The sequence below is a fragment of the Lentzea flava genome, from assembly GCF_014648475.1.
Taxonomy (GTDB): Bacteria; Actinomycetota; Actinomycetes; order Mycobacteriales; family Pseudonocardiaceae; genus Lentzea; species Lentzea flava.
In genome coordinates, this window is sequence record NZ_BMRE01000001.1 from 492,137 (window position 1) to 504,442 (window position 12,306).

A 12,306-nucleotide genomic window follows, 5' to 3' on the forward strand; every position below is an offset into this window, starting at 1 on the left:
CACTTCCGATCACTACGACGACACGGCAGCGGAAAATGTCAGGACCTGACACTTCGAGGTGGTGTCTCGTCGGACAGGGTGAAGCCATCGAACCGACGGGAGCACTGATGACGGACCTGGTCCTCGGCGAACGCCGCCACCTGATCAACCTCGCCTACCGGCTGCTGGGTTCCCTGGCCGAGGCCGAGGACGCGGTCCAGGAGGCGTACGCCCGCTGGTACGCGCTGCCGGGGCCGCGGCAGGACGCGATCGCCTCGCCCGGCGCCTGGCTCACCACCGTCACCAGCCGCATCTGCCTCGACCTGCTCGGTTCGGCACGCAGCCGCCGCGAACGGTACGTCGGCGCGTGGATCCCCGAGCCGCTGCCGGACCCGGCCGAGGGACACGCCGCCGACCCCGCGGACCGCGTCACGCTGGACGAGTCCGTCAGCATGGCGTTCCTGGTCGCGCTCGAGTCGATGACCCCGGCCCAGCGCGTCGCGCTCGTCCTGCACGACGTGTACGGCTACTCCTTCGCCGAGATCGCCGAGATCACCGGCCGCAGCCAGGGCGCCTGCCGGGAGCTCGCGTCCTCCGCCCGGCGCCGCGTCCGCACGTCCCCGCCGACGGAGGCGCCGGCCGCCCGTCAAGCCGCGCTGGTCCGCGACTTCAAACAGGCGTGGGAGGCGCAGGACATCACGGCCCTCGTCGGCCTCCTCGACCCGGCCGCGACCTTCACCGCGGACGGCGGCGGCCGGGTGACCACCGCGCTGCTGCCGATCACGGGCGGCGAGCAGATCGGCCAGTTCCTCCTCGCCGTCGCCCGGAGCGTCTCCGGCGGCTTCACGCTCCTGGAACGCACCGTCAACGGCCAGCCCGGCCTGCTGATCCAGCTCGACGGGGTCACGACGTCGGTCTACGCGTTTGACGTCGCCGACGACCGCATCACGCACATCTGGGCGATCCGCAACCCGGAGAAGCTCCGGCCCTGGACCACGTGATCAGCCGGCGAGACGCGACCGGAGCGACGCCATCAGCTCGGCCCTGCTGGACACCGCGAGCTTCTGCCGGATCCGTGCCACGTGCTGTTCCACGGTCTTCGGCGAGATGTAGAGCCGGGCGCCGATCTCCTTCTGCGTCAGGCCGTCCAGCAGCAGCTCGCCGACCGAACGCTCCCGTTTGGACAGTCCGTCGGCGGGTTCCTCGGTGGCGAACCGCGCGCGCAACGCCCGCCCGGTGCTGAGCAGTTCGCGTGCCTCGGCGGGATCGCCGAGCTTCGCCGCCGCGGCACCGCACAACGCCATCGCCTCCCAGGCGTCGTCCAGCCCGGCGGCCACGGCCGCCACCTCGCGTCCGTTCACGGCTCCGCGCACCACGGAGGCCCACGCGTGTGCGGCCGCGCCCCTGTCCGTTTCCCGCAACGCCGCCGCGGCCTGCACCGCGGCCTCGACCTCTCCGGCGCCGACAGCGCGCTGCAGCTTCCACCAGTGGTTGGCCCGCAGCGCCCACTGCGGCACTCCGGCCTTGGCGATGGCGCACGTCATGGCCTCGACGACGGTCTCGCCGTCGAACCTCGACACCGCCGCCGCACCAACGGAGAGCTCGCCCCAGGCGTCGAGCAGGAGCACCTCGACGTCGGCACCGGCGACGACCGGTGCGACGCGACGCCACGTGGCGCGCAACGCGTCCGCGTCCCCGGTGCGCCGCGCGAGGCCGATCGTCACGGCTGCCGCGAGCACGGCGTCCCTGCGCAGCACCGGCGCGTCGCCGGCGGAGACGATCGCGGCGCGTGCCTCGGCGAGACGTCCCGCCCGCAGGTGCAGCCAGGCGGCGAGCAGGCGCCGCCGCGCGGTCGGTGGCCGGTCTTCCCCGGCCGCCAGGACCTCCTGCGCGGTCCGGTCGTCACCACCGGCGATCAGCACGGTCACGGCCAGGTCGTCCCACTGCTCGGCGGCGAGACCGTCGACGGGCACGGTCGCGGCCGCCAGTCCGGCCAGCCTGCGCGCGGCGCGGTCGAACCCGCCGCGCACCGCCTCGATCGCGGCGTCGACGCCGTCGAGGAACACGGTCAGCCCGCGCGGTGCCGCTCCCGACAGCTGCTCGCGCGCCGCGGCCAGGTCGCGGTCGGCGGCTTCGACGTCACCGCCGAGGCACGCGGCCAGCGCCGCCCGTGCCTGCGCGGCGACGGAGGGTGCGCCGGTCAGCGCGGTCGCGATCACCCGCCACCTGGCCGCCGCGTCGAGCAACGACCCGTCGGCTGCCGCGGCCGCCGCGGCCACACCGGCGGCGAGGCAGTTCTCGTCCGCTCCGGCGGCGAGGATCCGGTCGGCGGCCTCGATCGCCGCGGCCGTGTTCCCGGCTCTCCACGCCTGGTCCACATCAGGTGCCTTCATCTCTTCTCTCCCCCTCCGAACCACACCCTTGCCGCGGGCAGGAACGAGACGATCACCGCGACGACCGCGATCCCGCTCGCCACCGCCAGGCCTGCGAGGAACACCGACCGCAGTCCCCCCACCGCGATCACCGCGTGCACCCCGGCGACACCGGCCAGCAACACCAGCACGGTCCGCGCCCACCGCTTCCCCCGGTTCAGCGCGGTCACACACCCCAGTTCCAGCAACGCGATCAGCGGCCCGGCGCCGAGCAGCAGCGCCAGCACCGCGACGGCCACCCGTTCCCGCGTGGCCTCGGCTTCGGCCGGAAACCCCTGCGCCACCTCGGCCACCACGCCGGCGAAGAGCGCTCGCGCCTCGGTCAGCGCCAGCGCGGAACCGACCAGCTGGAGCCCGGCGGCGGTGATCCACAACCAGGCGGCGGACCTGACCACGCGCGGCGTGACCCGTTCGACGGGCTGGAAGCGTTGCAGGCGAGGTCTCGGAGGTACGGCGGGTCTCGTCACGGGGCACCGGCTCTCGTCGTGCCGCTCGTGGTGGTGGTCGTCGAGCTCGGCGGCGGAGTGGACTTGGTGGTGGTGACCGTCGTCGAAGGACGCGTGGTCGTGGTGGTGGGCTTGGGCTTCGGCGGTTGCGTCGTGGTCGCCCGCGGTGGTGTGGCCGGAGCCGTCGGCGCGTTGGGCACGTACTCGACGACGGTGGGTTGCTCAGTCGTCTGCGTCGTCGTGGTCGGTGCCGTCGGGGTGATGCTCGTCGTCTTCGCACCGGCCTTGTTGGCCAACGCGTTGTTCGCGAGCAACGCACCGGCGACGGCCGCGGCGAGCACGCCGGCCGTCACGAACGGTGTCAGCCTCATCCGCTTGCGCCGCAACGCCTTCGGCGCCTCCGGGAGCGGTGGGCGGGTCCACATCGCGGTGGCGACCGCGGCGGGTTCCGGTTCGAGGCCGCGTGCGTGCAGCGCGGCACCGATCGCGGCCATGCCGTTCGGCGCGGGCGACACGGCCCGGCCGAGCTGCGCGGAGACCTCCTGCGTCACCAGCGGAATCCGGGCAGAACCACCGACCAGGAGCACGGCGGCGAGCTCGTGCGGCGGCGTGCCGGCGGCGCGCAGCGCGCGGTCCAGCGCGGCCACGGTCTCCTCGACCGCCGGCCGGATCATCGACTCGAACTCGGACCGTCCCAGCCGCACCTCCCGCGTCGCGATCCCCGGCAGCGCAACGGGAATCAGCACCTCGGTGTCGGCGGACAGCTTCTCCTTGGCGGCGGTGCACGCACGCCGCAGCTCGGCAACCGCCGTCAGCACAGCGGGATCCATCGGGTCCAACGCGTCCCAGCCCGGCTGGAGCGCCTCCACGACGTGCTGGAACACGACCTCGTCGAAGTCGAGGCCACCGACCTCCAGCTCCTCCGGCGGCCCTGCCGGCACGAACCGGTCCGCGGCGAGCTTGCGCACCACCGCGGCTTCGAAAGTCTTGCCACCCAGGTCGTAAACCGCGACGGCCGCACCTTCTTCCAGGCGCGCGAGGGCGTCGTGCGCCTGGACGACGGCCTGCGGTCCCGGCACGAACAGCACGTCGGCCAGTCCGCTCGCGGACAGGGCGCCCCGCAACGACTCCAGCCGGTAGTGGCCCCACCCCGCAGGGTGGGTCACGGCCACCCGCGCGGGCTGTCCACCGGGCAGCGAAGCGAGCACCCGCACGAGAAAACGGGCCGTCACGGCTTCGGCGGTCAACGCGGCGTCACCGATCCGCAACGGAGTGGGATCGCCGATGCGGTTCGTGAACTGCCGCGCGACGCGACCGGGGTCGGTCAGCGCGCGGCGTTCCGCGTCGGATCCCACGAGGAACGTCCCGTCCGGACTCCGGAAAACCACAGACGGCACAAGCACTTCAAGCCTCGCGGCCTGATCTGGTCTACAGGTCGACACGGTGGTGAAGGTCGATCCCAGATCCAGTCCAACCTGGTACGACATCGGACTCTCCTATGGCACTTCGCAGCGGACGTACCTACACGTGTGTCTCAGTTGGTCCGGTTCACCACATTCGACGAAACAGGGGGCAATCCCTCAACGGCTCCTCCTCCCCTCCCTCGATCCCTGTGTTCGTGGCGGAGACGAACAGGGTTCGGTCCCGATGGCAGAGGCCTTGCGCAGACCTAGCTTCGTTGTTGTCAGCCGGTCGGAACCGCCGCCGGCGACCAACACCAAGGAGCAGGACATGAGCAACCCCATCGACCTCAACGCGTTCCTCGCCGACCTGACCGCCGACCTGGACCTCGACTCCACCAACGCCGCCGAGCAGCAGCTGCAGACGGCTCAGGTCAACCCGCAGGCCGCGTCGCAGGACGCCGAGCAGGCCCAGGACACCACCACGGTCACGAACACCGAGGGTGGCGGCGGAGGCGACGGCGGGACCGCCGTCGGTGGCGACAGCGGCAGCGCCAACGGGGGCAACGGCCTCGGCGTCGGCGGTGCCGGCGGCGACATCGACCAGGACGGTCTGGTCAACGTCAACTTCGGCTCCACGTCGGGTGGCAGCGGCATCGGTTTCGGCGGCAACGGCGGCGTGACCGGTGACGGCGGCGACGCGGACGCGTCCGGCGGCAACGGCGGCGCCGCGCAGTCCAACGTCGACGTGGACGCAGACCAGGACCTGGACCAGGACGTCGACCAGGTCTCTGACCAGGACACCGACCTGACCGCCGTGTCGGACCAGTCGAGCGACTTCGACATCGACGTCGAGAACGAGATCGACAACATCGTCGAGGACCTGGACCTGCCCGCTTTCTGATCCCGGGCCGGGCCCCGGCCGTCCAGGGGCCCGGCTCGTTCCACGTTAGGAGCCGGACATGCTGTCCACCCTCATCGACTTCCTGATGAACCTGCTGCGGGACGACGACGCGAAGAAGGCGTTCGACGAGAACCCCGACTCCGAGCTGAAGAAGGCAGGTCTGAACGGCGTCACCGGACAGGACGTCCGGGACGCGCGGCTGATCATGGCCGACTCCGGCGCGGTCCGTGCCCGCGGCGCGGAGAGATCGTCCTCGCACGACGACGACCCGGTCCGGGAGATCCACCACACCACGCACGAGTACGTGGTGGAGAAGCCGGTGACGAACATCGAGCAGAACATCAGCATCGACGACCGGGACGTCACGATCATCGACGACTCGTTCAACTCCGACGACGACACCGAGGTCAACTCCGTCGCGATCCAGGACAACGACACCAGCGTCGTGCAGGTGAAGGACTCCTTCAACGAGGTCGTCGAGGAGGACGTGCCGCTGGAGCCGGAACCGGTGGACGACGCCCCCGAGATCGTGCTGGACGACCCGGACGTGCTGCCCGAACCGGAACCGGAGCCGCTCCCGGTGGACGTCGAGCCGGAACCCTTGCCCGATCCCGACCCAGTGATTGCGTGAACCCACCATGACGACCACACCGATCGAGGCCGTCGACCGCGCGCTCGCCGCCATCGCGCGCTACGAACGGCCGGACCTCGAAGCGCGGCTGCGCCAGGCGAGGGCACGACTGCAGGACGACCGCGTGCGGCTGCTGGTCGTCGGTGAGTTCAAGCAGGGCAAGAGCATGCTGGTCAACGGCCTGCTCGGAGCGCCGGTGTGCCCGGTGTTCGACGACATCGCGACGTCGGTCCCGACCGTCGTCCGGTACGCCGAGCAGCCCGTCGTCACCCTGGTGCGCGGTGACTCGCGCATCGAGGTGCCGGTGGACCAGCTGCCGGTGTACGCGTCGGAATCGGGGAACCCCGGCAACGCCGAGCGGCTGGACCACGTCGAGGTGGGCCTTCCGCGCCCGATCCTCGGCGAGGGGCTGGAGCTCGTCGACACCCCCGGTGTCGGCGGGCTCGGCTCCGTCCACGGCGCGGCGACGATGTCCGCCCTGCCGACCGCCGACGCCGTGCTCCTGGTCTCCGACGCGTCCCAGGAGTACACGGCGCCGGAACTGGAGTTCCTCCGCAACGCCGTGGCCGTGTGCCCGAACGTCGCGTGCGTCGTGACGAAGACGGACCTCTACCCGGACTGGCGCTTCGTCGCGGCGCAGAACCAGGCCCACCTGGAGGCCGTGGGGCTCAAGCCGTCGTTCTTCACGGTGTCGTCGACGCTGCGCTGGCACGCGTTGCAGACGGGCGACCAGGACGTGAACCGCGAGTCCGGCTACCCGCCGCTGGTCACCTACATCCGCAAGAAGGTGCTGGGCGAGGCCGAGTCGCTCGCCCGCCGCTCCACCGCGCACGACGTGCACGCCGTCATCGACCAGATCACCTCGTCGCTGCGCGCGGAGGAGTCCGCCCAGTCGGACCCGGCGTCCGCCCAGGCGTTGATCGACCAGCTCTCCGCGGCCGAGCAGCGCGCGGCAGGGCTGAAGGAGCGGTCCGCGCGCTGGCAGCAGACCCTGTCCGACGGTGTCGCGGACCTGAACGCCGACGTCGACTACGACCTGCGCGACCGCATGCGCGAGATCGTCCGCGAGGCGGAGGAGTCCATCATGGACGGTGACCCGACGAAGATCTGGGACCAGTTCACGAAGTGGGTCCAGGACACCGCCGCGTCGGCCGTCTCGGCGAACTCGGTCTGGGCGACCCAGCGCGCCCGCTGGCTCGCCCGCCGCGTGGCCGAGCACTTCGACGCGGACCGGGAGCAGACGCTGCCGTCGCTGCAGACGTCCTCCGGCGATCCGCTGCGCGCCGTGCGTGCGCTGGAGGTTCGTTCCGACGAGAAGTTCGGTGTGGGCGGCCGGTTCCTGAGCGGCCTGCGCGGCGGCTACTCCGGGCTGCTCATGTTCGGGCTGCTCGGTTCCGCGATCGGCCTGTCGCTGATCAACCCGATCTCGATCGGCGCCGCCGTGCTGCTGGGCGGCAAGACCATCGGCGACGAACGGAAACGCATCGTCCAACGCCGTCAGAACGACGCGAAGGCCGCGCTGCGCCGGTACATCGACGACGTGACGTTCCACGCGGGCAAGGAGTCCCGCGACATGCTCCGCGTGCTGCAACGCGACCTGCGCGACCACTTCACCGCGCTGGCGGACCAGCTCAAGCGCTCGCTGCAGGAGTCGATCCAGTCGGCCCAGAAGTCCGTGAAGGCCTCGTCGGCGGATCGTTCCGCGCGGCTGAAGGAGATCGCGGCGGAACTGGCGGTGCTGGAGAAGGTCCGCGCGGAGGTGACGCCGTGATCATCGACGAGGTCCGCCGCGTGTTGTCGCTCGCGATCGACGCGTACCGGGACCAGCCGCGCGCCGCGCACTTCCTGCGCGGCCAGCTGGACCGGCTGGAGGCACCGCTGCGCGTCGCGATCGCGGGCCGGGTCAAGGCCGGCAAGTCCACCCTGCTGAACGCCCTGGTCGGCGACTCGCTCGCCCCGACGGACGCGGGCGAGTGCACGCGGGTCGTGACCTGGTACCAGGACGGGCGTTCGCCGCGGGTCGTGCTGCACCCCGTGACCGGGAGCCCGGTCTCGCTGCCGGTGGTGCGCAGGGACGGGGCGCTGTCGATCGACCTCGGCGGATCCGCGGTGTCCCGGCTGGTCGTGGACTGGCCGTCGCAGAGCCTGCGGCACACCACGTTGATCGACACTCCTGGCATCGCCTCGCTGTCGGCGGAGAACTCGGCGCAGGCGGTGCGGTTCCTGACGCCGGACGACGAGACGCCGACCGAGGCCGACGCCGTGGTGTACCTGATGAAGCACCTGCACTCCGCCGACGCGTCCTTCTTGGAGTCGTTCCGCGACCAGGGCGTCGCCCGCGCTGCCGCGATCAACACCGTCGCGGTGATCTCCCGCGCCGACGAGATCGCCGGCGGCCGGGTCGACGCGATGATCTCCGCCCGCGCCATCGCTGCCCGCTACCGCAGCGCGCCGGAGCTGCACGGCCTGGCGCAGAACGTGGTCGCCGTGGCGGGTCTGGTCGCCATGGCCGGACGAACCCTGACGCAGGCCGAGTTCGTGGCACTGTCGGCACTGGCAGCCGAACCCCGCGAGTCGCTCGAGTCCTCGTTGCTCTCGGCGGACCGGTTCACCTCGGGTTCGCCGGAGCGGGCCGCTCTGCTGCGCCGGTTCGGGGTGTTCGGGATCCGGCTGGCGGTCACGCTGATCCGCCAGGGCGTCCGCTCGCAGGCCGCCCTGGCCGACGAACTGGTGGCGCGCAGCGGACTGCGGGAACTGCAGCGGGTGCTGCAGACGCAGTTCAGCGAGCGCCGCCATCTGCTGAAGGCCAGGTCCGCGTTGCTGGCGCTGGACCGGGTCGTGCGCACCTCCGGCGGCGGGCGGCTGGCCGGCGAGGTGGAGAGGATCCTCGCCGGCACCCACGAGTTCGCGGAACTGCGGCTGCTGTCGGCCCTGCGGTCCGGCGTCGTGTCCCTGCCCCGGCCGATGGTGGCGGAGGCGGAGCGCCTGCTGGGCGAGGACGGCATCGCCCCGGCGGCACGCCTCGGTCTGGCTCCCGACGCGGTGGCCGCCGAGGTGCGGCACACCGCGTTCGCGGCGTTGCGCCGGTGGCAGGCGCAGACGGAGAACCCGATGCTGGGCAGGAAGTCCGCCGACGCCTGCCGCGTGCTGGTGCGGACGTGCGAGGGCCTGCTCACCCGCGTGCGGTGAAGCTCCTCGTCACGTCGTCTCCGGCACCGCCACGGCCTGCGGTGCGCTCCGGCGGCCGCGGACCACGCCGACCACCACCACGACCGCCGCGACGAGCAGGCTCAGCAGCAGCTGGGAACGCGCGTCGGCGTCGAACAGCATGCCCACGAGCAGGGCCACCATGCCGACGATCGTCGCCCAGGTCAGGTACGGGTAGCCCCACATGCGCAGCGTGAGCCGCTCGGGCGTCCGCTGCTCCAGGTGCCGCCGCATCCGCAGCTGGGACACGGCGATGGCGAGCCACACGAACACCGCCACCGCGCCGGAGGAGTTGACCAGGAAGAGGAACACCGTGTCCGGCGAGAGGTAGTTCAGCGCCACCGTGATGAACCCGACGACGGTGGACGCCAGCACCGCGACCGTCGGCACTCCTCGCCGCGAGACCCGGCCGAGCGCCGCAGGGGCCTCGCCGCGCCTGGCGAGCGAGAAGACCATCCTGGACGCGGTGAACAGGCCGGAGTTCAGGCAGGAGAGCACCGACGTGAGCACCACGACGTCCATGACCACCGCGGCGGCGGGCAGGCCGAGGGTGTCGAGCACCGCGACGTACGGGCTCTTGGCGACGTTGGCGTCGTCCCACGGCAGCAGCGTGACGACGACGGCGATCGACCCGATGTAGAAGACGAGGATGCGCCACACCACCGACTTCACCGCGGCGCGCACGGCCTGCACGGGGTTGGCCGACTCCCCCGCAGCGACGGTGGCGATCTCGGCACCGAAGAACGAGAAGACCACGACCAGCATCGCCGCGAAGATCGGCCCGGTGCCCTGGGGGAAGAAGCCGCCGTGGCCGGTGAGGTTGGCGGCGCCGGGAGAGTCGAAGCCCGGCAGCAGGCCACCGATCGCGAGCACACCCACCACGAGGAACACGGTGATCGCCGCGACCTTGATGCCGGCGAACCAGAACTCGAACTCGCCGAAGGACCGGACCGAGTACAGGTTCGTGAGCGTCAGCGCGATCGTGAGCACGAGAGCCCACGTCCACTGTGGAACAGCCGGGACCCAGCGGTGCACGATGGCGGCTCCCGCGGTGGCCTCGATGCCGACCACGACCACCCAGAACCACCAGTACAGCCAGCCGATCGCGAAGCCGGCCCACGGGCCGATCGCGCGTTCGGCGTAGGCGGAGAAGCTGCCGGTGTCCGGGTTGGCCGCCGACATCTCCCCCAGCATCCGCATGACGAGCACGACGAGCAGGCCCGCGGCGGCGTAGGACACGAGCACGCCGGGTCCCGCCTTGCCGATCGCGGCACCGCTGCCGACGAACAGACCGGCGCCGATGACCCCGGCGATGGCGATCATGCTGAGGTGCCGCTTGCGCAACGAGGGTTGCAGGTCCTGCGACATCGGCCGTCCTTCCCTCGGTGAGAACTGGCTTCGCCCAGTCTGGGAGTGGCACCGCCGCGAGGAACAGTGGACAATTCGTCGAAGTCGAGCCGCCGGATTGTCCAGATCCGACAATCCGTGACAGCCGTGTTTCCGGCACGTGAGATCGCCGCGCGGGAAGGGAAGCGATGAGCGATGAGCTGAACCGGGACCGCCAGGAGCTGGCCGGCCTGGCGCAGCGGTTCGGACTGCCGCAGACCGTGTCGGGGGATCCGTTCCCGCCGTCGCAGGTGGGTGCACCCCTCATCGTCGACACGGACGCGGGTGACGCCATCGCACTCGTCGTGGCCGCCGCCGAGCCGTCACTCGCCCTCGTGTCCACTGTGGACGAGTTCGGTGGCCGCCGGGCGCGGCACCTGCTCGGCCTGCTCAGGCGCGACGACGTGCCGGTGGTCGCGGGCACCGGCCTGCGCGAAGCGGTCGCGCAGATCGTGACGAGCACAGACCGCCTGGTCCGCTGGGCGGGCACGGGTCCCGCGACGAACCTCGCCGCGCTGCTCACCGAGAACCCGGCTCTCGCGGAACGGCTCGTCATCACACAGATGGTCGGCGCGCACGACGACCGAGCCGCCGTGAACACCGTGCTCGCCAAGGGAAAGCTGCCGAAGCTGGTGCTGGACATCGCCGAGGACGCCGAGCTCCACCGCGGCCTCGCGCTCGCCGTCGCGCTGCAGCTGCCGTTCGTGACGCTGCGCCGGGAGCGGGTGGTGCTCGACGACTCCGGCCGGCTGACCACCGCGCGGGACGGGCATCTCGCGCGGATCAGCGTCAAGGCGGACCACCAGGCGTTTCTGGCGTGGTTTCCAGGAGACCGGAAGGACACCGGTGACCGTCAGAGCACGGCGGGCAGTCCGAACGCCGGGAACAAAGCGGTGCCGAAGGTCGCGGTCTCGGCCACCAGACCGTCCTCGATCCTCAGCGAGGTCAGCGCGAACGCCCGGTAGGGGCCTTCGTCGCCGGACCTGATGTACGAGGCCGCGACCGGCTGCCGGTTCGCCGTCGCGGGCAGGACCTTGAACCGCACGGCGTGCGGTCCGTGCAGGGCGGGCGCCCAGGCGTCGAGGATCGTCTGCCTGCCTTCGCACCACACGGCGTGCTCGCCCTCGTGGCCGCCGGCGCCGGACTGCTGGCTGGCGCGGGCGTCGGCGCTGAGCAGAGCGGCGAGGGCGTCGTCGTCGGCGCGTTCGAGGGCGGCCATGTAGCGCTGGAGGATTTCGCGGTCCTGGTCGGTGGAGCCGGTGTGCGCCCAGTCCAGGCGGCGTTCGGGCAGGCGTTCCTTCAACACCGGCCTGGCACGTTGCAGCATGCTGTTCACCGCGGCCACGGTCGACTCCAGCTGCAGCGCGGTCTCCTTGGCCGACCAGCCGAGCACGTCGCGCAGGATCAGCACGGCGCGCTGACGTGGCTGCAGGTACTGGATGGCGGCCAGGAACGCGAGCTCGATGGTCTCCTTGGCGACGACGACGGCGTCGGGGCCGGTCTCGGCGGACTCGACCTCGGCCAGCACGGCGTCCGGGCAGGGTTGCAGCCACGGCACGATCGCGGGCGGCACGGGGCCGGGAGGCGGGTCCGGGAGTGCCCTGCGGGGGCTGCGGTCGAGGAAGTCCAGGCAGGCGTTGGTGGCGATGCGGTACAGCCAGGCGCGGAAGGTGGACCTGCCCTGGTAGGTCTCGCGGCTGCGCCACGCCCGCAGGAAGGCCTCCTGGGTCAGGTCCTCGGCCTCCTCGAACGAGCCGAGCATCCGGTAGCAGTGCACCCGCAGCTCCGGCCGGTACCGCTCGACGAGCGCGGTGAACGCCCGCTCGTCGCCCTCCCGCGCGGCCGCCACGACGGCGCTGTCCTCGCCCAAAGCCGATCACTCCTCGCCTCGTCGAACTCCCGATGACCGTATGACGGTGTT

The 12,306-nt window shown here is 71.7% G+C and carries 11 protein-coding genes; 6 read left to right on the top strand and 5 right to left on the bottom strand.

All coding sequences use genetic code 11. The features are described 5' to 3' along the window. The first annotated feature begins 107 nt into the window (after nucleotides 1-107). Complete coding sequence (sigJ, locus tag IEZ09_RS02405) at nucleotides 108-980, top strand: RNA polymerase sigma factor SigJ (RefSeq protein WP_189251823.1); 873 nt, start codon at nucleotides 108-110, stop codon at nucleotides 978-980. Here the strand turns inward: sigJ and IEZ09_RS02410 are convergent, their stop codons facing one another. Genes IEZ09_RS02410 through IEZ09_RS02420 form a run of 3 tightly spaced genes read right to left on the bottom strand, consistent with a single transcriptional unit; the run spans nucleotide 981 to nucleotide 4,212 of the window. After that, a complete protein-coding gene (locus IEZ09_RS02410; RefSeq protein WP_189251824.1) occupies nucleotides 981-2,372 on the bottom strand; it encodes a helix-turn-helix transcriptional regulator in 1,392 nt (463 codons plus the stop codon). It abuts the gene before it with no gap. Further along, complete coding sequence (locus tag IEZ09_RS02415) at nucleotides 2,369-2,878, bottom strand: hypothetical protein (RefSeq protein ID WP_189251825.1); 510 nt, start codon at nucleotides 2,876-2,878, stop codon at nucleotides 2,369-2,371. The genes IEZ09_RS02410 and IEZ09_RS02415 overlap by 4 nt, the downstream gene beginning before the upstream one ends. Beyond that, nucleotides 2,875-4,212: an Hsp70 family protein gene (locus tag IEZ09_RS02420; RefSeq protein WP_189251826.1), complete on the bottom strand. Its 1,338-nt coding sequence runs from the start codon at nucleotides 4,210-4,212 to the stop codon at nucleotides 2,875-2,877. Before IEZ09_RS02420 ends, IEZ09_RS02415 begins: the two co-directional genes overlap by 4 nt. A gap of 376 nt (nucleotides 4,213-4,588) precedes the next feature. Between IEZ09_RS02420 and IEZ09_RS02425 the strand changes: the two genes are divergently transcribed. The 4 genes from IEZ09_RS02425 to IEZ09_RS02440 are packed head-to-tail and all read left to right on the top strand — an operon-like array spanning nucleotide 4,589 to nucleotide 8,981. Next, the gene (locus IEZ09_RS02425) at nucleotides 4,589-5,161 is read left to right on the top strand and encodes a hypothetical protein (protein ID WP_189251827.1); all 573 of its coding nucleotides are present in this window, start codon (nucleotides 4,589-4,591) and stop codon (nucleotides 5,159-5,161) included. Between the two features lie 58 nt (nucleotides 5,162-5,219). Further along, complete coding sequence (locus tag IEZ09_RS02430) at nucleotides 5,220-5,792, top strand: IniB N-terminal domain-containing protein (RefSeq protein ID WP_189251828.1); 573 nt, start codon at nucleotides 5,220-5,222, stop codon at nucleotides 5,790-5,792. A gap of 7 nt (nucleotides 5,793-5,799) precedes the next feature. Next, nucleotides 5,800-7,563, top strand: a complete 1,764-nt coding sequence (locus tag IEZ09_RS02435) for a dynamin family protein (RefSeq protein WP_189251829.1) — start codon at nucleotides 5,800-5,802, stop codon at nucleotides 7,561-7,563. Continuing rightward, entirely contained in the window at nucleotides 7,560-8,981 is a 1,422-nt protein-coding gene (locus IEZ09_RS02440; protein WP_189251830.1) for a dynamin family protein, read from the top strand. Before IEZ09_RS02435 ends, IEZ09_RS02440 begins: the two co-directional genes overlap by 4 nt. A 9-nt stretch (nucleotides 8,982-8,990) precedes the next feature. On the opposite strand, the gene IEZ09_RS02445 is transcribed toward IEZ09_RS02440, so the two are convergent. After that, nucleotides 8,991-10,367: an amino acid permease gene (locus tag IEZ09_RS02445; protein ID WP_189251831.1), complete on the bottom strand. Its 1,377-nt coding sequence runs from the start codon at nucleotides 10,365-10,367 to the stop codon at nucleotides 8,991-8,993. A gap of 167 nt (nucleotides 10,368-10,534) precedes the next feature. On the opposite strand from IEZ09_RS02445, the gene IEZ09_RS02450 reads away from it, so the two are divergent. Continuing rightward, nucleotides 10,535-11,350, top strand: a complete 816-nt coding sequence (locus IEZ09_RS02450) for a nucleoside hydrolase (protein ID WP_189251832.1) — start codon at nucleotides 10,535-10,537, stop codon at nucleotides 11,348-11,350. Here IEZ09_RS02450 and IEZ09_RS02455 read toward each other — a convergent pair. After that, nucleotides 11,239-12,255, bottom strand: coding sequence for an RNA polymerase subunit sigma-70 (locus tag IEZ09_RS02455; protein ID WP_189251833.1), 1,017 nt, complete (start codon nucleotides 12,253-12,255; stop codon nucleotides 11,239-11,241). The genes IEZ09_RS02450 and IEZ09_RS02455 overlap by 112 nt on opposite strands. Nucleotides 12,256-12,306: the final 51 nt, after the last annotated feature.